The following is a 20,263-nucleotide window of genomic DNA, read 5'->3' as shown; positions in this document are numbered from 1 at the left end:
TCGCTCATGTCGTGACGGGCGCTGGCGTGAGGGCCGCCTGCTGGCGCTCTTGCACGTTGACCGGGCTGGCGTGTCAGCCCTCAGCCACCGACTGCGCCGCTCGGCACCTGCAGCACCTCGAGGACGTTTCCGGCCGGGTCGGTGAACCAGGCGGCAAAGGGTGGGCCGCTGCGGGTGATGCCTCGCTCGTCCTGGTCCATCCCGTCGTAGCGCTCGAACCTGACGCCGCGCTCGGTCAGTTCGCCGACCGCGGTCTGGATGTCGTCGACCTGGAACATGAGGATGGTGTAGGTGGCCGGGTTGTAGTCCGGCTTCTGGTACACCCGGGTGTCTCGGCCGTCGGCCAGGTGCAAGACCAGCAGCCCGTGTTGGTCGGAAACCGGAATCCCGAGTGTCTGGCCGTAGAACGTTCGGGCCTGGGCCAGGTCGTCGACGGCGAACGAGTCGAAAGTTCTCGTATCCGCGAACATGACATCCTCCTGAGTTGATCGGTGATCTCAGGGGGACGACGAATGGCGGCCAACGGAACCGGACACGCGCTAGGAAGTTTTCAGGTTCCCGATCCGCCGCTGGTAGGACAGGCGTTCGGCCGGGCTGCGGGCCAGCGCAATGGCCTGTTCGTAGTTCTCCCGGGCCGCGGTGTGGTGGCCGGCCCGTCGTGCCAGGTCAGCGCGGGCCGCCCAGTAGAAGGGATATCGGGACAGCTTCTGCTCGTCAGCCAAGGCGATCAGCTCGCGGCGGCCCGCGTCGGCGCCGTCGCGTTCGGCCAGGGCGAGAGCGCGGTTCAGTGCCACGATCGGGCTCCAGGACTGCTCGGCGAGGATCTGGTAGAAGCCGACGATTCGGTCCCAGTCCGTCTCCTGGATCGATGGCGCTATCGCGTGCTCGCAGGCGATGCCGGCCTCCAGATGCCATCGGGACATGTGATTGCCGGTGGCCGCGCGGGCCAGGTGCATCAGACCCCGCTCGATACGCGCCCGGTCCCAGCGGCTACGGTCCTGGTCGGCAAGGGGGACGAACACACCGTCCTCGTCGAGGCGGGTCGGCAGGCGGGCGGCGTTGAAGCAGAACAAGGCGGCCAGGGCGTGCACGTCCGGATGCGCCGTCGCCGTGGCGTCCAACAGCAGCTCGGTCAGACGCAGCGCGTCATCGCACAGGTCCGGACGTACCGGGTCTTGTGAGTTGCTGCCTTGGTAGCCCTCGTTGAACAGCAGATACAGCGATTGCAGGACCGATCCCCGCCGGGCGTCGATGTCAGGCAGGTCCTCCACGTCGGAAAGCCGGCCCATCTGACGCAGCCGGCCGCGGCCACGGTGCAGGCGCCGGTCGATGGTCTGGGTGTCGACCAGGAATGCCTGACCGATCTCCTTGGGCGACAGGCCACACAGCCACCGCAGGATCAGGGTCACATGCGTCTCACGGTTCAAGCCCGGGTCGCAAACCGCGAACATCATGGCCAACTGGCTGGTGCGCTCCTCGGCCGGGGCCAGGGCCGCCTCGATCGTGTCGGTCCACGCCGTCGCCGTCGCCAACGCCGGCAGCAACGAACGGTGCCCCTGGTCCCGGCGGATGATGTCGATCGCCCGGTTATGGGCGGCCCGGATGATCCACGCCTTCGGGTCCCGCGGCAACCCGAAGCGCCACGCGTGCATCGCGCGCACCAACGCGTCCTGAACGACGTCCTCGGCAAGCGGAATGTTGGATGGGCCCAGCACCCGGGTCAGCGCGCTGACCAGATGCGCGTACTCCCTGCGGAACAGGTCGTCGACGAGCCCCATAGATGCTGCCCCGGCGGGCTCTTCGTCCATCAGCGTCAGGTCTCAATAGCCCTGGACCGGCCGCACCTCGACCGAACCGCCGAACTCGTATGTCGGACACGTGCGCGCCACCTCGATGGCGTCCTCCAGAGAGGCGGCATCGAAGATCATGCTGCCGGTCACCAGATCCTTCGATTCCGCGTACGGACCGTCGGTGACCACCCGCTCGTGGCCCCGGACAACACCCCCTGGGTCGGCAAGCGCGGTCCCAGTATTCTGCCGACCCTTCCGGGCCAGCTCATCGGACCAGCGATACCACTTCTCCACGTGGGCCTGAAGCTCTGAAGGCGACAGAGCGTGCTCCCCGACAGCGCCCCCGCGAAAGATCAACATGAACTTGCTCCGCGGGGCATGCTCATCGCTTTCAGGTTCAGAGATCATGGCCCCAACCGTAGCCGCCGTCAGTTATCGTCGCCCAACTTCCACCCAGCAACCTCGCCCGCCCTTGACTGCACGGCGACCGCGCCGGCCGTCAGCGCCCCGGTCGCGCCGCAGGGAGCCGCTGTCGCCTCGCGGCGCCTGATGGCGCTCAGATCGTGAGGACGTCCAGGACAGAGTGGCAACGGCCAGTGGCAGGAAGAAGCACCCCGCCACGATCACCCTCGCGAGGCGATCCTCGCCGAGCGTCTGCGCGAAGACGGCGTCGGGCGCCTATTTTCACGGACTTGGTACGTGAACGCCTCCGCCATGGCGGCCAACATTTTATCGCGAGCATATCATACGATACTCTGATCATCGTGGCCTCGGCTCGCGCTTTGGCATCCGCTATCCAGGCCCGTGGGTCGCACTACGCGCCCACGGCGTCCTCGGCCACGCCAGTACGGTGACTTCCAGGCCATATTCGTACGCGAAGTGATTCACACGCAATCTCATCTACCGTGCGTATGGTATGTTTTTCATATCATCAGATCTCTCAAGGAGAGGGCGGGAATGACGTCGAGTACGACCGGCCGAACCAGGCAGGCCCGCCGGCGGCGACGGACCACCGAGATCAAGGACTCTCTGCGTGGCCTGGGCATCCAACTGTCCCTGCTGAACCGCCAGGTGGGTACACACCTTGAACTCAAGGACGTCGACTTCCGCTGCCTGGACCTGATCAACCGGTTTGGGCCATTGAGCCCTACCACCCTCGCGCGGTACGCGGGGCTGCATCCGGCCACCATGACCGGCATTCTCGATCGACTGCAGCATGCCGGCTGGATTGTGCGCGAGCGTGACCCCGAAACGACCGACCGCCGCGCCGTGACCGTGCGCGCGCTGCGTGAGCGCAACAATGAGCTGTACGCGCTACTGACAGGCATGAACACGTCGATGGACGAGATCTTCGCCAATTACACCGACGACCAGCTCGACGTGATCGCGGACTTCCTGCAGCGCACGACCGACGCCGGTCGGGACGCCACCGACGAGCTCGCCGGCCGGTGACGGCCGCCGGATCGCCCGGCGCGGCTGCCGCATCGCCTCAGTCTCGCGCGAGCGCATCGCGTCGCAGCATCTGCCAACGGTCGGCGAGCCGCCGGTGCTCGTGACGGCGACCGCGCGATCGGCTCGATCACAGGCCGCCCACCAAGACCTCGCCGACGACATCGCCAAGTACGAGGCCAACACCGGCGCCGAGCCAGTCAACGCCGCGCCCGCACCGCCCGAGCCGGCGAAGCCACGCCGGACCCGCAAGCCGGCCAAGTAGCCGCAGCAGCGGCGGCCCCGGCACCGACGCAGCGACCGATTGGCTAAGAAAAGCTATACAGCATCAAGACGGCCCGGCTAGGCCGGGCAGCGCACGCGCTAAAGCCGTTCCGACCCGCGCGCACGCCAAGCGGAACGGGACCATCAAGAACCTCGGAAAGATGAGACCGAACCACGGACGGCATCATTCGCCAATCGCCCGAGTGCTTGTAGCGCCAGGCGCCGCGCTGCTACGGGCCTTACGGCATCGGCAACCATGACCTGGTAAGCATGCGGCTAAGTCGTGGCCCGGTGCATAGCTGCATGATCTTGCGGTCGCCACCCATCGAAAAGCCTTCATCTGTATGAAGGACTGACATCAACCGCGACCAGCAACGGGAGCAACCTTCGGCACCTTCCTACGCCCGAGACCGCCGCCGCGCGCACTCCCGGCGGGCTACTGTAGTCACGCGCCGAGGTCGTCTGATTCACGGTTCGCAGCAGTCCCATCTCCGTTGTCACACCATTCCGCATGCAGGTCCGAAGCAATGACGCGAATACTGCCACCAGTCATCGCGATTTCGTGACTGCAACCCTGTTCGTGCGGAATTATCTCGTCAAGCTGGAGGTCCCCCAAGCGGTGGGTATCGGGCCAGGCGAATTCGTTTCGCCCTTCCGCATCGGCATTTACCGAAAACACGATAGCGTTCTCGTATCGGATTCGCAGACCAGAGTCGTGTTTGAATTTGTTAGGCGCGAACTGGAGCTCAACAGTGATCCGACCAACGCCGTCGCGGAGAGCCATGTTCGCTAGCGTCAAATCTTTGACACACTTGGTCGAAGCGAAGTCGTAGTGGCCCGGGTCTTCTGCGAACGCCGCTGCTCCTGCGGGTAGCTGGTCTCGAATCTCCACCAAGTGAGCTAGGTAGGGACGCGGATCAAGAAAGTAGCCGCCGTCCGTGCGCTCAATCTTTGCGAATCTCACTAGCAACCACCCTTTAGCCTAGGCATCTTCCATTTGTCGCCCGTGATGTCCCGTGTTCCCTGCGGACCGAGTCGACCAGAAGCCCTCATCTCTTCGACCGCTTTTCCCTTGAGGCGATTATATACGTTGTCAGGAACGGAGACGTCAGCAACTTTACCGTGCTTATCAAACCAGCCATTGCTGCCGAATATCCCCACCTCTGAGCCGCGATGATATACATGGATCTCGAAGTCAGTACCGGCACCCATCGGGAATCTGTCGAGCCGACCGGTATAGTCACTACCCAACCCAATCGGATCGGATGATCCGCCACCGTAATTGTGGACGAGTACCGGCGTGTTGCTGGCGAGCACATAGTACGTGTGGAGGTCCCGGACGGTCAGGTTGTAGGCGGTCTGGAGCCGGTGGAAGTGCGTGGTCGCGGTGATGGTCAGGTTGTGCCCGTCGGCGGTACGCAGGGTCATGCCCGACTTGAGGTCTCTGGCGTCGACCCACGCATGGGCGCTGGGTGACCAGAAGGGGTGATGGTCGGTGGCAACAATGAAGCTGTGCTTGCCGTCGACAGTGACTGTCGTGAAGTCGGTGTCGTCGGGGGTGACGATGGTCGCATCGACCTCTCGGCCGCCAGACTTCGCGGTCTCTGGATCAGTGGCTGCGACCTTGTCGCCCACCTTAAGTTCTTCGATGGGTTTGACTGTGCCGTCGGCCAGTAGGACAAGGGTCCCGGCGGGAAAGCTGTTCCGACAGGCGGCAGCCGCTTTTTCGGCGGCCTTGCGCGACCTTTTTATATCTCTTTCCGCGTCGATAGCGTCGTTGAGAATCTTGGCAGCCTTCGAGCCCTTGCCGCCAACCGGAATGAGCGCGGAGCAATCGAGGATATTGGGGTGATTGAAGCAACTCATCCCTTCCTGGTATGGGATGAATAGGTCAAACGCGAATCCCAGCCCACCCCACAAATCCAACTCGCCGCCTTGGTCGCCCCGGGCAGCCATAGCGTTATCACGGACCCACTCGTTATAATCGCCCTGGTTGCTTGAGATCAATGCCCGGATCTGGGCCTTGGTGTACTCGCCGTTAGGTCCCTTGGGGACCATCTTCGTGTCCCGAAGGTAAGGCGGAAGAGCATCTTGGGGACGGGGCTTGGCAGGCCCGTAGCATTGACCGTGGTGGCACGACCCTGCGGCCGGGTTTCCTGGGTCGAGGGGGCCCTCGGTGATGATCTTTCCGGAGCCGTCGCCCTTGGGTGTGCCGACACCGCATAGGTCAGCGGGGCACAGGCCGGTGGGGTCGCTGGTGGTGACGGGGTTGTTGCCGCTGTAGGCGTAGCCGTTCATCTGCTGCGGGCTGTCCGCGGCGAGGATGGGGTCGGCGGAGATGAAGCGGCCAGTGGTGGGGTCGTAGTCGCGGGCGCCGAGGTGGGTGAAGCCGGTGGGTTCGTTGGTGCCGCCGACGAAGCCTTTGGTGCCCGGCCAGGCGGTGGGTTGGGTGCCGCGGAGGCCGCCGAAGGGGGTGGTGCGGCGTTGCTGCATGGCCAGGGTGCTCGCGTCGATGGCGAGTTCACCGGTGGCCTGGTGGTCGGGGAGGTGGAAGGAGACCTTGTTGTCGTTGGTTCGGACCGCCCGGATGCCGTTGCCGAGGTCGTAGTAACGGGTGGCGCTGGGCGTGGTGGGCGGGTTGCCGCCCTTGCCGATGGTGATCTCTTCGCTGGCGAGGTAGAGGGTGGTGGCATTGGCGGTGCGCTGGAGGAGGCGATTGCCGTCGGCGTCGTAAAGGTAGGAGGTGGTCGGGCCGGTCTTGCCGGCTGGCGGGGCGACCTTGACCAGGTGTCCCTCGGCGTCCCAGGTCAGTTCCTGCTCATTGCCGCCGACGGTACGGGTGCGGGTGTTGCCGGACGGGTCGTACGAGTAGATGCTCTGGGCGGTGCCGCCGTTGGGTCCGGTGGTGTCGACCTTGGTAAGGGTGTGCGGTTGCGGCGTCTTGGCCGCGGGGTAGGTGTAGGTCTGCTTGACGTCTTGGGCGGTGTTGCCGCTGGGGGCGTGTTCGATCTGAGTGGCACGGTTGCCGGTGGCGCCGTACGTCAAGGACTGCCAGTACGGAGCCGGACCGCCGAGGACGGACGCGGACGGCGTCGCCGCGCAGCCGGTGGTGTTCTGGGCCCAGGCTTCGGTCAGACGTTGCAGGGCGTCGTAGGTGAAGCACTGGTTGTCGGTGCCGTCACGTGATGTGTCGGCCATCGACAGGATGTTGCCGACGGTGTCGTAGCCGTACATGGTGTAGCGGTCGACGCCCGGTATGCCTTCGCGGTCGACGCGCGAGGTTTTCAGGCGCTGGGTGCCCCACTCGTAGGTCGAGGTCAGCCAGGTGTGCTTGGTGCTGGTGGTGGCGACTTCGTGCTGTTGGGGTTTGCCGGTGTAGCTGTAGAGGATGTTCGTCAGGTATGACGAGGTGCCTGACACCCGAATCGGGCGGTGGACGGAGTCGTACGTGATATCGATCGATTCCCCGGGAAGCGCACCCTCGGGGGGCAAGCCCGTTGACTTCAGGGTCCCGTCCGGGTTGTACCCGATGTTGAACTGATAGGTCCCCGCCAGGGCACTCTCGCCCGTCACGTCCGGGATGGACACGGTGGAACGGGTGACCCGATACAGGCCGTCGTAATTGCTGATCGTGGTGGTGTAGGACTTGCCGTTGTCGTAGCGGGTGGCCGAGGCGAGCTCTCCCTTGGCGCCGAACGCCGTGTCGTAGGCCCAACTGGCGAGCTTGGGGCCGGTGGCGCTGTCCGCATGCAGTTCGGTCTTGCGACCGAGACCGTCGTACACATAGGCGAGAGTGTTACCACTGGTACGCGAATCGGTGCTGGACAGCAGCTGGCCGCGGTCGTCGTACTCGAAGCTTCTCGTGCCCGTGTCAGGGTCCGTCGCCTGCTTCTGCCGGCCGAGCTGGTCGTAGGTGTACGACCAGGAGTTCTCGTCGGCGTCGACGATGGAGCCGAGGTTCCCCTGGGGCGTGTACCCGTAGATCGTCTTGTCGGGCGTGCCGGTGGGGGCAGCCGTGTGGTACTGCCACAGCTCAGCGGTCCGGCCGCGCGTGTCGAAGAGCGCGGTGGTCGTCGTACCGCCGGTGGGCGGGATGACGGTGACCCGATCACCACCATAGGTTGTCGTGGTGGTGCCCAGGACCATGCCGCCGTCGCCGTTCCCGGCGACGTGCTTGATCTGGATCTCGCGGCCGAGCCCGTCGTACCTGTGCCAGGTCTGGGTCTCCACCGACAGCGCGTCGTCTAGTCCGATCAGCGTCCGCGACGGCGCCGAGGTCATGTAGTAGGGAGCGAACTCCTTACCGGTCAGGCCGCGTTCGTCGTAGAAGGTGTCGGAGACCAGACGGCCGCCGTTCGGGCCCGGGGCCTGCGTCTGGCGGGCGCGCAGGAAGCCGTCGTAGATGAGGTACGAGGTGTCCTGGCTGCCATCGTTGTTGACGGTCTTCGTGCCGACCGCAACCGCTTCGTTGTCGGCGATGGTGTAGGTGTGCTCGACGTTCGGGGTCAGGTTGTCGGGGCGGTCGGGAAGCCAGGTCTTCAGAACGCGTCCGAGAGCGTCATAGGTGTTCCTCGTCCGCTTAGTGTTCGGGTCCTGCACCAAGGTGGGCAGGCCGCGCAGCGGGTCGAGGGTCGTCGTGGTTTTCAACGTGGAGGTGGGCACCGTCGGGTCGGCGGGCGGAGTCGTGACATCCACCGTCGTTGGGAGACCGGTGGACGGCGTGTAAGTCGTCGTGGTGGTGCGCCCATCGTTGCGTGTGACGCGGGACGGGGTGCCGGTGTTGGTCGCGGTCACGTTCGCGGTCAGATCGGTGGCGGTCAGCTGCCGGCCGTACTGGTCATAGGTCGCACCCGATTCCAGGTAGGTGCCGGTCGTGCCGTTGTGCGACTTCAGAGTGGCGGTGAACCACGGCTCGCCCTTGGTAGGCGCGGCGGTGTAACTCGATCCGTCGTATGCGATACGCACGTCGGAGATCACCTGGTTGGCCCGGGCAGGCGTGGTATCACATTTCACGGCGACCGTCTCGGTCCGCGACGTCAGCGCCATCAGGTTCGCGTCCGTGTTGTCGAGGTACGTGATACGGGTGCAGCGGTCGTCGGTGCTGCGCGCGTTGTCACCGAGGTCGTCGACCTGGGTGATGCGCCCGGCCGTGTCCTCGAAGGTGCTCTTCGTCATGGTCTGGCGCCAGTTCTGCCCGGCGCCGTCGTCCAACGACGTGAACGATTGCGTGGCATCGGTGCCGGTGAGGTTGGCGGTGGTGGTGCCCCACGAGCGGACCCGGCTCGCAGCCTGGTGGAACCAGCCGTGGTTGACCGTCTTGGCCAGCACCCGCCCGCCGGGCGCCGAGAACGCCTCCGTGCGGTACTCAAAGCCGGTCAACGCCTCCCAGTCGGTGATGGTGGCGCCTTCTCCGTTGTCGAGGGTGACGGTCTTGCTGCCGCCCGCGGTGTTCAACCGGTCACCGTTCATCCCGCGCTGGAAGTAGTGATCAGCCTGCGAGACCATGCCGGCGGGGCCGCCGGTCTGCATCCGTACATGCCGGTACCCGTGCCATTGCGACCAGGTCTTGTGCTTCTCCTCCGTCAGGCCGTCGTCATCGTCGTAGTGCCACGCCGCGCCATCCAGATACGCATGATTGGTGACCATGTCCGGTGAGGCGTTGGTCCGGTCGCTCTGCGTGACAGAGGTGACGACATACTTGTTGAACCACTGCAGCGACGGGTTGAGGTCACCCGACGCGGTGTAGTACACCGGAAAACAGCGGGTCGTGTTCGTCTCCGGCGTCGGCAGTTTGGCCCAGTCGCACTCCGCAGTCGAGTAATTGACGTCGACCTGACCGCCAGACTCGTTCATGACAGTGGACAGCCGCTCCTTGATGAATGGCGCCGTGCCGTCGCCTGTCTTGTCCAGCCGGTTGGCATCCTGATGGTAGGAGAACGTCACCTTCGGCAAAGTGATGTTCGGGGTGGCAGTCTTGCCGGTGCGCTCGATGGAGTCCAGCAACAGCTGGTAGTTGATGTCCGCCATTCCCCACTGGTGGTTGAGGCGCCAGCTGTCTACATCGGTGTAGGTGCCACCCGAGTTCAACCTCTGGGTCGTAACGGACGTCAGACGCTTGCGAGTCCAAAACGTCGGCGCGAACGTGCTGCAGTCGGTGCCGGCCGTGCAGTTCTGATCCCACGGCGTGTCATACCAGTACGACGACTGCGTATCGATCGTATCCGGCGCACACGTCACCCCAGAGACCGGCAGACACCGCTCAGACGACCCGAAAACAACCTTCGCCAAAGCCTTCGCCGAATACATGCTATTGCTGCGCAAGCCGTACTCGATCCGGTCCAGAGTGCCGCCACGGGTGTAGAGGGTGTCATCGGCGGCGGTCAGGTTACGGCCGTAGGAGTTCGTCTCCCGGTTGTAGTAGTACGCCATGGCGTCGCCGCGCCGGTCGACGACATAGTCGAGGTTCCACCGCCACGCCTGCTGGCACCACGACGTGGCGAAAGTCGACCTGTTGCAGGGCTCGTCGGTGTTGTTACCGAAGACAGGAACGGTCCAGGTCGAGTCGGTGGTCTCGTTGCCGGTGGCCCAGTTGGGGAGCTTGTGGTAACCGAAGTAATACTGGGTGCCGTCGGTAGTGGTGACCCGCCAGTACTCCTGATCATTGTCCCCGTTGTCGCGGACATCGGTGCTCGAGCCGTTCAGCTTCTCGATCCGGGTGCCGTCGTCCTGCTTCAGCTTCCAGGTGTTGGTTCCGGCCGGGATCAGCTCGCCACTCTTGCCGTTCAGGCTGATGGTGGCGTTGTCGTAGCCCCAGCACTGATCCGGCGGCTTGAGCCCGTTGGTGGTGGGGGCTCCGTCGTCCGAGCAGGACTTGTAGCCGCGCTCGATGTAGCCCGGCCACAGGTCGAAGCCGTCCCCGACCCAGGAGGACTGGTTGTTGGTCGTGGCGGTCCGCCCGTCAATGGCGCTAGAGGAATACGACACGCCGACATCCGGCGCCAGATTGCCCGGCACGGCCGGTGTTGGCATGGAGTAGGACCAGGAGAAGTCACCGGTGTTGAGACTGATCTGCCAAGTACCCGACGGGGACAGCGACGTCGCTTTGTAGTCCCCGCCGTCGCTGGAGGAACCCGAGACCGCCGCCAGGACCATCGCCTCACCGCCGGTCAAGCGTCCCGCGCCAGCCGCCGGGAGGGTCACGGTGGCGGTGAGGGTCTGACGGGCCGTGTCATTGACCGCGGCCACGGGAGTTCCCGTACGACAAGACGTCTCATCCGGAGTGGTCAGAGCGCACGCCGGCAGCTGGATGAGACGAAGACGAGAGCCGTAGCCACCGCCGTACCCCTGCGCGAAACGGCGGTAATCGATCTCCAAACCCACCTTGCCCGGCTGGGCCGCGTTGTCGGTACGACGCGCTTTCATCAGCAAACCGTCGACTCCGGCCCGCTCAGCGGCCGCCTGACCTTCAACGCTGATCTCGGCGCTGCCGACGGGTGGGGCTGTTATGTCCTCTACGCGGGCGTCGGTGCGTGTGAGCAGGTGCGGTGCCCGCAACGCGACTGGTAGGCCGGCCAACGCAGCGCTCGCCGCCGGCCCAGTATCCACGGTGGGTACGGAGGCGGAAGCGCGACCGGCCACCGGCCACGCGGCGGCGGGCGCCGGCGCCGATGAAACCAAATGTTTGCGCGGCGTGACCTTGACCGGATGCCCGGAAAGCGGCTTGTCCGCCTGCACGCGAGGGCGGCCTGTGCTCGGATCACTCGCCACCGACACGGTCGCGTGGACCAGCGCGCCGATCAGCACCACAGGCAGTGTCAGTGCCAGCTGTCGTCGAGCTCGTTCCCGCCACTGCCTTGTCATCGATCCATTCATCCTTCTGCCGCTCCTCAGCGCGCAACCGGCACCGGCGCCCAAACCGGGGCGATGCCTGGGAGTTCATTCGAAATGTGTCGTGCTCTGTGCGTCACGCCTGTGGGCAGGGCCTAGCCACGCATGGCGCAGCCATGCCCTGCCCGGTCCGACGGCTAGCTGTCGCCCGGAACCGTCGTCGGTAGACCAGGTGTGCCGGTGGAGAGTTGCTGGATCTGCGTCTGGTTGAGCACTCCTTCGAAGGCCCACACGTCATCGATCGACCCAGACCAGTTCTGCCCCCAGACCCCGCCGGACTTCGCACGACCCAGCTGCAGCGACTTCGTGGCGTTGAAGCCGACCACATCCGATGTCCAGGACACGAGGTCCGTGCAGGCTGGGTCATTCGGCGTACCGTCACCGTCGGAATCGGGACATAACGTCTGCTGCAGCTCGCCGTTGACATACAGCCGCATCTGACGAGCGAAGGAGTCGTAGACCAGAGCCAGGTGATTCCAGCCGCCCGAGCCCCAGTCGTCGAAGCTCGCGTTGTCCGCGCTGGCCGTGACCGCGGACGTGGTATCCGCGTTCGGCATCGCGACCTGCCAGTGACCGAGGCCGGCCGTGTCGGTCACATAGCGCACGACGAAACCGCTGTTGAGGGCGCCTTCCTGACTGATCACCGCGGCGTCCTCAGTTGGCCGGCCGGACGGCGCCAGCGCCCAAGCGGTGACCGTGAAACTGCGGCTGGCGTCGATCGGGACACTGCCAGTAGCGGCGTAGTCGTCGACCCCGTCCAGGTTCAGCGCGTTGGTGTCGACCCAACCGGTGTCGATGTGCGCGCCGTTGTAGAGCGTCGCGGAACGGTTGCCCGCCGAATCGTCCGGAGACGTGGTGGGGCTGCCGGTGCTGGCTGACTCCAACTTCCACCGGCCCTTGACCACCGGATGCTGTCTGAACAGGCTCGTGATCTCGTCCGCCGATAGAGCCCGGTCGAAGAACCGGACATCGTCCAGGTCGCCCTTGAAGAAGTTGGCGAAGCCACTGGGATAGTTCGAAGCGCCCAGCGTGATCGGCCCAACGGCCAGCCACGGAGTGGTGAACGCCTCGGTGTCGACCAGAACATTGTCGACGTACAGCCGCATCTGCGCGGTGTCCTTGTCATATACGGCAACCGCATGTGTCCACTCCCCCAATCGAGCCGCCGGGCAGGTAGGGGAGCCGGCGGGGCAGGCTTTCTGTTCCGCCCTGACTAGTGGAGCACCCACGGTGTCGGATGTCGCTCGCTGGAACACCCAGCCGGTGCCCGTGTGATACACCTCAAAACCACGATTGTTCGTGCCCGCCTGATGCGCGGCGACCGAGGTCCGGTCCTCCACCGCCAGCCGTGCCCACAACGACACCGCGAAGCTCTGATAGGTGTCCAGCACCGGCTGCGTCGTCACCGCGCGGTCATCCACACCGTCCAGGTGGACACTGGTTTTGTCCACCCCGGGACCGCCGAGTTGCGGCGATCCGTACAGCACAGCGTTCACCTGCTGGCCAAAACCGGTCACCGTGGTGGCAACGGCGTCCTCATCGAACGGCCAGACAACCTTCGCCGGGCGCTGAGGATTCGCCACCGACTGCTTGGAGGCCAGCCGGGCGATCTGATCAGCGGGCAGCTGGCTGTCGAACAACTGCGCCTCGTCCAGCTCACCTGAGAAGAACGACTTCAGCGTCCCGTTCTGCGTGTTGGCGCCGATAATCGTCTGCCCACGGGCGTCCCACGGGCCGCTGAACGGCGCCGTCGCTACCAAGGCCCCATTCACATACAACTTCAGCAGGCTGTTGGTGTTGTCGAACACACCTGCCACATGCGTCCAGGTACCCAGTCGGGCCGCAGTACAGGCCGTGTCACCAGTCGCACATGCCGGCTGAACAGCCGTTACGAATCCCGGACTCGACGCACTGTCCGAGGTGAACCGGGCGAAAGTCCAACCGCCGGAGAATGGCGAGTAGTACAACTGGAAGCCGCTGGTGTACTGCCCATCCTGCGACAACGCCATCAGCGGTGCGCTGGGCTGCTGAGCCGGAAGCTTCGCCCACACCGACACCGAGAAACTCTTACCCGTGTTCAGCACCGGCGAGGCCGTGGACGCATAGTCGTCCACTCCATCGAAATGCAATCCCGTGCCCGTGACGCCCTCATCGCCGGCGTGCATGCCGCCATGCAGATCTGCCACCCAAACTCCACCGGTACCGTTGATGGAGGCAGACCCGGCCTGCTCATCGAGCCCGAGCGATAGGCGTTCGGGCTGCCCGGCCCGCACCCGGAACTGGTACGTCTTGATCTCGCTGCCATTCCCGGCGCTATCGAACGCCTGCGCCGTCACGTAGTTCAGTCCCGGCTTGGTGGGCATGAACGTCACCTTCACCGCACCGCCACCCGAAGTGGTCGCCGTACGGGCGCTGCTTGGGTCAGCGTTGACGCCATACCAGTACTTGACGACATCCGTCGAGGCCGAGTCGATCGTGAACGAACCGTAGCGGCCTACCCCGTCGGTCCATGGGTCATTGGGATCCTCAGGGTCTGAGGCCGGATACTGCCCGGAGGTGATGGACGGCCCGGCGGGCACGGATGTGTCGTAAACAATGGCGCAGGTCGTCGAGCCCGTCGAGGACCATGGCGACCACTCGGCGCGGTCGTAGGATCGCGCATACCAGCCGATCATCTTGTTCTTCGGTGCGCTCGACGTCAAGGGAATCTGGAAGTCCGATCCCGACTTCTTGTACGTGGACAACGCGGACGCCCACCGCTGAATGTTTCCCTTCCCGTCCCCCGCATCCCACCTGGCGGCGAACTGCACCGCCACGCTGTCACCGTCCGGATCGGTCACATTGTTCGCGATCAGGGTCGGCAGGATACGTACCCGCTTGGGCGCGCTGGCGGTCCCACAACCCCCGCCCGGATTCGACGTCAACTGCGACCGAGAAATCTGCCCCGGCGGCCGGTTGTAATGCACTCGAAGATACGCGTCATCGGAGAAGCGCTTCCAGGCGTATGGATCAGACTCATCGGTGGCCCTGATGCCAAACGTCGTCGTGGTCCAGCCAGATGCCGCCGCTTGCTCCACGGCCCGCCCCGCCCAGAACTCAATATCGCCGGGAGCGCACTCACTCCCCCAACCATGCGCGGTGTTCACCGTCTGCAGTTTGTCGATCCAGAACCCCGACGCAAGCTGGCTGTTCCACGTCGTCGACGACGAGATCGGCTTGGTTCGCCACAACTCGACGTTTCGCGCCGAACAACTGTACGAATGGGTCTCGTGTGCCACAAACTCCGCCGACAGAATCGACTTGCCGATGAACGCCGACGTCGGCACCTGGAAAAAGATCCGCTTCTTGTCTTCCGGCGCGCAGCGCGAGTCGCCCGAACAGTAGCCGACACCAGCATCAGATTCGCCGTTGAACTTCCACTGAGGTGACGACGCCCAATATTGCGACACCATCGTCCAGCTCGGCGCACGGGGCGAAGACCACTGTGGGTCGATGTACACCGGATACTCGGCGTTCTTCAACAGGGCTTGATCAGGTGTGAGTACCAGCGCGTTCCCGCCAGCAGCAACGGCGACATCGAGTGGCGCGACATGCGCCGACTTCCCCGGTCCCGACGACGCGTCACCATCCACCGCTGCGCGAGTGGACGCACCAGCCGATGCCTTGGTACCCGCGGTCCTGCTGGAGTCCCACATGATCGGTTGGGGTGCCTCGAACACCACACCGCCGGAGCCCGTGTCCACGGCCTGCAGCCCGCCGCTGGCCATCCGGCTCAATTTCATGCCATGGGTGTCCATCGCCAGCCGCAGCTTCGCCAGCCCCGGATCTGCCGCCGCCCGTGCGGTCTTGACCACCAGCACTTCCGACGCGCCGTCGACGTCGGCGCGAACCCGCAGATCCACACCAGGCAAGACCTCGGCGTACGTCGCCGTGTTCCCGGCGATGGACGGGGCGGCCAGCGCCGCCGGCCAAGACAGACTCAGCTTCTTCCCAGCGCGCTCCAAAGTGATCAACGGCTGGTCACCGCCGCCGGAAAACTCGATACCGAACTCGGCCACCTTCGGCCCGACCGAGCCATCCGGCCGCCGCTCCAGGTGGGTATCGATGGCCTTCCACGCGCCACCAACGCGGGTCCGCACCGGCCGCAGATGCTGCACGGCCTCGAAATGGCCCTGCGGAGTGGCGTACACCTCCCTGGACTCGTTGCGCAGGGCCGCGACTTCAACCTTCTGGCCAAGGCGAGCGGCCTCTCGCAACGCCGCGTCCTCACTGCCGGCTGTTCGCGGTGGCCCGGGAGCGGTCAATGTGCGCGGCGCGGCGGCGGCAGTGCTCGTCAGCACACCACCGCCCGCCACACCTTGGCCAGCGGCCACCAGTAAGCCCGAAAGCACCGCCATCAGCCACGTAGAACTGTGGCCCCGTCTCCAGCGACCTCTCACCGTTGGCCCAGCCTCTCCCAGCGTCTGAAAGTACGAAGAAAATAATGTATGCGACTCGTAACGAAACTCGAAAGTCGTCCAGAAGTCCAGGGAACAATGCTCAGATGTCGCGAAGTGTGGCCTTGCTCACCTGGGGAACAGCGCGATGGACCATCCAAATACGTGCAGGACGACACGGTGACGCTGCCAGGCCTGACACTGTGTCACCGGAGCGCCGAAGTGCGATGTGGTGCCATCGGTCGGTCGGCCTCGTCAGCTGCTGACGTCCTGCGTCTGTGCCACTTGCGTGGTGCTGTTGAGCTTCAGCGCGGACGGGTTGGCGCGGATCAGCTGGGTGTAGAAGATGACGAGGGAGGCAGGGCCATCGGGTCAGGAACTTCGCCGCCGCGTCGCCGTCACAGCGATTCCCGCGGCCCCCTGGGGCAAGTCACCAGTCACGGCCGGCCAGCATCCGTCCACGAGGGACAACGCGTCGAACCCGACGCAGCCGTCAGCTGATGCAGCGCCGACGGGTGCGGGCATCGTCGTAGCGCACCAGGCCACCGTCGGCGTTGGTCCGCGACGTGAACATGGCGTGCGGGTCGTGGTCACGGAGCCACTGGGTCTTGTCGCCCGCCCAACCTCGCGCTGGACCCGTGGGTCGGCGTCGAGGTGCTGGGGGCGCCGACCCGGATCCGTTGGAGCGTAGCCTTAGCCGCCGAGCACGCTGGTGAGCACGGGATACCAGCGGTCAGACATCTTGGCGTACCCGGCGTCGTTGGGATGCACCGTGTCAGGCAGTTCCGCGCTTTTGAGGGTTCCAGTCATATCCGCGAGCCGAACTTGGGCACCTTTGCCCTGTACGACGCCGGGGACGCCAGCGTTGTATTGATCGATCCGAGGCTGGACGTCGGTATTGGTCGTCTGGATGATCTTAGCGACAATGATTTGAGCGTTGGGTTGGGCACGGAGGATTTGGTCGATCAAGGCACTGAGCCGACTGAGTGCGGTGCTGGGCGAAACGCCTTTGAATATGTCGTTGGTGCCAATGTGCAGCAGCACCACGTCCGGCTGGTAGGTGGTTACCCAGGCCGTGGCGCCCGCCTGAATATCCGCGATCGTATAACCCTTCCATCCTTCGTGGTTCTGGTCGATCGGGGTGTCGCCCACAATGCCCTGCGCCACGCTGCCCACGAAATTGGGCACATAGCCGGTCTCGTTGGACAGCCGCAGCCACAGCGGGCCGCGGTAGCCGGCTTCGCCGTCGCTGCCCTGCCCCCAGGTGATCGAATCGCCCAGCGGCATGATCTTCACCGCCCCGGCACTTGGGGGAGCTTGAAACCAGCCTTGAATGTCCACGATCAGGTGAATGGTTCCGGAACTGCCGTTGTAGAGGCGGATCTTTCCCCCTGAGCCGGGACGAAGCACGACCGCATTGGTGCGCCAGACTCCGGCGTTGAAGTCCATCATGGTCACCGACGGCTCGTTCTTACCCGTTGGCCAGGCCTTGAGATACCCGGATGACTCGGGTGTCACGGTCAGGTTGAGCATTGCCCCGGAGACGCCGGCCAAGGGAACCCCATTGACCCCGGCCACCTGCACGTCGATAAAGGCACCCGCCGCCAGCGGCAGACCTGTGCCCGCCGTGCGGGTGTTGAACAACCGGCAGGCCACCGGACGAAATTTCGAACCGCCCCCGACCACGCCCGTGAAGTAGCCCTCCACCGTCACCACCAAGTCCATGGCGGAGCTGCCCTTGTTGTAGAACGTGACCCGGCCGTCGGTGGACAGCTTGACCGAGGCACCCGACTGGGTCGACCCGGCCACGTAGTTGAGGACCCCATTTCCGCTGGCCGTGCCCGGCGGTGCCGCCGCCAGCCAACCACCCATCGCCGCCCCCGGCACGAGCAGGTTCACGTAGGCCGCCGTCGCACCGGCCGGCACATAGCTACCTGCGATCGTGACGGTCCGGCTGCCACCGGACGGGATCGGAGCCGCCGACGTACCGAGTCCGCTGCGGGTGTCGATGATCCGGCTGTGCGCGACCGGCACGAAACCGCCGGCGGCCGGACTGGTGGCCGTGTTGAAGTAACCCTGCACCTCAACCACGATCTGGGCGTTGCCGGATCGGTTGTAGACCGCGATGCGGCCATTCGTGCCGGGGGCCACCACAGCGACGTTGGAGGTGTTCTCCCCAGCGCCCACGTTCAGCATGGACAGGCTGACCGGCCGCTCGACGCCGTCCGGCCACAACTCCAGGAAGGTCGCTGCGGTCGGGCTGCCGGCCGCGACCCGTACCTGTAAAGCTCTGACCCCCGTGGCCGGAATTCCTCCCACGCCCAACACCGGAAAGGTGGTCGTCGAGTCCGGCCCGCGCGCCCCCGTCACGCCTCCAGTGCCAGACCGGGTGTCCAGCACTGACACCGGCGTCACAAACGACACGAGATTCGCCGCCGCCATCTGTGCCGGTGCAGTACCGGTGACGATGTCCAGCAACCGGTTCGGCGAGTTGTCGCAGGCGTCGAACACCACTCCGGTGGTGGCGTTGCCGACCAGATAGGCGCTCACCTGGCTCGGCGTCCACGACGGGTTGGCGGCCAGCGCCAGCGCGGCGGCGCCGGTCACGTGCGCCGCGGCCATCGACGTGCCACTCAGGACGGCGGTAGCGTTGTCGTCGCTGTTCCCGGCCGAGGTGACATCGGTCCCAGGTGCGACGAGATCCACGCAGCTGCCGTAATTGGAGTACGGCGCCCGAGCGTCATTGCCGGTCGTGGCACCAACCGTTATGGCGGCTGGGGCGCGGCCCGGCGAGCGAGTGCAGGCGTCAGTGTTGTCGTTGCCCGCCGCCGCTGCGTACACCAGGCCGGACGCGATCGAGTTGGCGATCGCGGAGTCGACCGCCGTGTCGACGCCGGCGAGGCTGACGCTCAGACTCGCCACTGCGGGCTTGACCGCGTTGGCGGTCACCCAGTCCAGTCCTTCGAGGAGGTCGGTGGCCGTGCCGGTGCCCGCGCAGTCGAGCACCCGGACCGCCACCAGCGACACGTCCTTGGCCACGCCGTAGGCCGCTCCGCCGACCGTACCGGCAACGTGCGTGCCGTGACCGTTGCAATCGTCCGTGCTGCTCCCGTCGATCGCGTCGAATCCGCTCGTTGCCCGGCCCCCAAAGTCGGCGTGCGTGGTCCGGATGCCGGTGTCTATGACGTACGCGTGTACTCCGGTGCCCGCGTTGGGCGACGTGTACGCGCTGTTCAGCGGCAGGCTACGCTGGTCGACGCGGTCCAACCCCCAGGACGGCGGGCTGACTTGAGTGTCGGCCATCCGGACCAGGTGGTTCTGCTCGACGTACGCCACCGCCGGATCCTCAGCCAGCCGCCTCGCCGCCGCTTGGCTCATCGCTGCTTCGAACCCGTGCAACGCAGTCGAGTAGATCCGGCCGACTCTGCCGCCGTACGTGCTGGCTAGGCGGTCCGCCTTGGCAGAGATCCCGATACGGTCGGCGTCGCTCGGCACAACGTCGTCTTTGAGCACGACGATGTAGCTCCCCGACACCGCGGGCGCTCCAGTCGGCGACCGGATCTCGCCGGTCGCTGCGGCGCCCGAGGTCGGATCCGCAGCCGTTACGAACGCCGTCACCGAGCTCGCGAACAGCCCGAACGCCAGCCATCGACGACTTGACATGCGTGAGATCTTCATCTCGAATCCATCCTTGGTGACGATCCCGTGGTCCTCGAATCGAAGCTGTGATCCAACGCCCGGGCCGACCCAATCGACTGCCGCCTATCGGGCACCGGCGGCGTGTAGGGGTCCAGCGCACCGATCCCCGTTTCCGGCGCCCGACCCGCACCGCGACCGGCGGCCGTGTCGGCGGACGGCACACGATGCGCCGTACCCGCCGCGGTCCCGCCCGACTGCGCCGACACACGCCCGCCCCGCGCCTGCTTCGACGAACGTACTGAAGTGGCAGACACACAACGCATGGCAGCGCCCTTTCCCATCGGCAAATGGATCCCAGAAATGACGATCAGCAGATTCACGAACGGCAGCGTTGCCGGTGTGCGGCGCGAAGAACGGGCCGCCTCTTGGCTGGGGGAGTATTGCTTCCCACTCGGCGCGGACAAGATCGAAGTCCGTATCGGCTGACAACTGTTATGCATATCATACAGTACGAGGTGGATATGTCCGCCGTGCGCAATTCGGCTCGGTGCAGTCTGGCGCGAGCCGTGAGCGGGCCGGCCAACGTCGCATCGCGTGCCTCCGCGAGCTCACGACGTTGTGTGTCGACCGACCCCCTTCGCTCGCTCCGGTGCGCGGGGCGTCGGCCTCCCACCGGTGGTGGGACTGTGAATCTAACGGCTTCTCTCTTGTCAACCTGATGCGAGCAGAGAGGTCTCCAACTTGTTGAATGGGTGGACGGAGACCGGGTCTGCAGCCATGATCTGCGAGGTTGTGGCC

10 protein-coding genes are annotated in these 20,263 nt (G+C 65.3%); 3 read left to right on the top strand and 7 right to left on the bottom strand.

Annotation, left to right across the window (positions count from 1 at the left end; all coding sequences use genetic code 11):
* Positions 1–80 precede the first annotated feature (80 nt).
* From ACIA5D_RS43595 to ACIA5D_RS43585, 3 genes are all read right to left on the bottom strand, one after another.
* Positions 81–470 (bottom strand): VOC family protein, encoded by a 390-nt coding sequence (locus ACIA5D_RS43595; protein ID WP_396036537.1) that lies wholly within the window; start codon positions 468–470, stop codon positions 81–83.
* 69 nt (positions 471–539) lie between these two features.
* Complete coding sequence (locus ACIA5D_RS43590) at positions 540–1,778, bottom strand: RNA polymerase sigma factor (RefSeq protein ID WP_396036536.1); 1,239 nt, start codon at positions 1,776–1,778, stop codon at positions 540–542.
* A 42-nt stretch (positions 1,779–1,820) separates the two neighbouring features.
* On the bottom strand, positions 1,821–2,198 hold the full coding sequence (locus ACIA5D_RS43585; RefSeq protein ID WP_396036535.1) for a YciI family protein: 378 nt from the start codon (positions 2,196–2,198) through the stop codon (positions 1,821–1,823).
* A 549-nt stretch (positions 2,199–2,747) separates the two neighbouring features.
* Between ACIA5D_RS43585 and ACIA5D_RS43580 the strand changes: the two genes are divergently transcribed.
* Together ACIA5D_RS43580 and ACIA5D_RS43575 are read left to right on the top strand one after the other, a co-directional pair.
* The gene (locus ACIA5D_RS43580; RefSeq protein ID WP_396036534.1) at positions 2,748–3,242 is read left to right on the top strand and encodes a MarR family transcriptional regulator; all 495 of its coding nucleotides are present in this window, start codon (positions 2,748–2,750) and stop codon (positions 3,240–3,242) included.
* Between the two features lie 94 nt (positions 3,243–3,336).
* Positions 3,337–3,504 (top strand): hypothetical protein, encoded by a 168-nt coding sequence (locus ACIA5D_RS43575; protein WP_396036533.1) that lies wholly within the window; start codon positions 3,337–3,339, stop codon positions 3,502–3,504.
* A 444-nt stretch (positions 3,505–3,948) separates the two neighbouring features.
* Here the strand turns inward: ACIA5D_RS43575 and ACIA5D_RS43570 are convergent, their stop codons facing one another.
* From ACIA5D_RS43570 to ACIA5D_RS43555, 4 genes are all read right to left on the bottom strand, one after another.
* Positions 3,949–4,467 (bottom strand): hypothetical protein, encoded by a 519-nt coding sequence (locus ACIA5D_RS43570; protein ID WP_396036532.1) that lies wholly within the window; start codon positions 4,465–4,467, stop codon positions 3,949–3,951.
* A complete protein-coding gene (locus ACIA5D_RS43565; protein WP_396036531.1) occupies positions 4,467–11,306 on the bottom strand; it encodes a polymorphic toxin-type HINT domain-containing protein in 6,840 nt (2,279 codons plus the stop codon). Before ACIA5D_RS43565 ends, ACIA5D_RS43570 begins: the two co-directional genes overlap by 1 nt.
* Positions 11,307–11,527: 221 nt before the next feature.
* On the bottom strand, positions 11,528–15,787 hold the full coding sequence (locus tag ACIA5D_RS43560) for a LamG domain-containing protein (RefSeq protein ID WP_396036530.1): 4,260 nt from the start codon (positions 15,785–15,787) through the stop codon (positions 11,528–11,530).
* A 732-nt stretch (positions 15,788–16,519) separates the two neighbouring features.
* Entirely contained in the window at positions 16,520–19,504 is a 2,985-nt protein-coding gene (locus ACIA5D_RS43555) for a S8 family serine peptidase (RefSeq protein ID WP_396036529.1), read from the bottom strand.
* A 321-nt stretch (positions 19,505–19,825) separates the two neighbouring features.
* Between ACIA5D_RS43555 and ACIA5D_RS43550 the strand changes: the two genes are divergently transcribed.
* On the top strand, positions 19,826–19,951 hold the full coding sequence (locus ACIA5D_RS43550; RefSeq protein WP_396036528.1) for a hypothetical protein: 126 nt from the start codon (positions 19,826–19,828) through the stop codon (positions 19,949–19,951).
* The last annotated feature ends 312 nt before the right edge of the window (positions 19,952–20,263 follow it).

Origin of the sequence: Actinoplanes sp. NPDC051513 (assembly GCF_044454685.1) — a bacterium.
In the GTDB taxonomy this organism is placed as follows: domain Bacteria; phylum Actinomycetota; class Actinomycetes; order Mycobacteriales; family Micromonosporaceae; genus Actinoplanes.
Note: the sequence above shows the minus strand (reverse complement) of the source record. Positions and strands in the feature narration are given on the sequence as shown.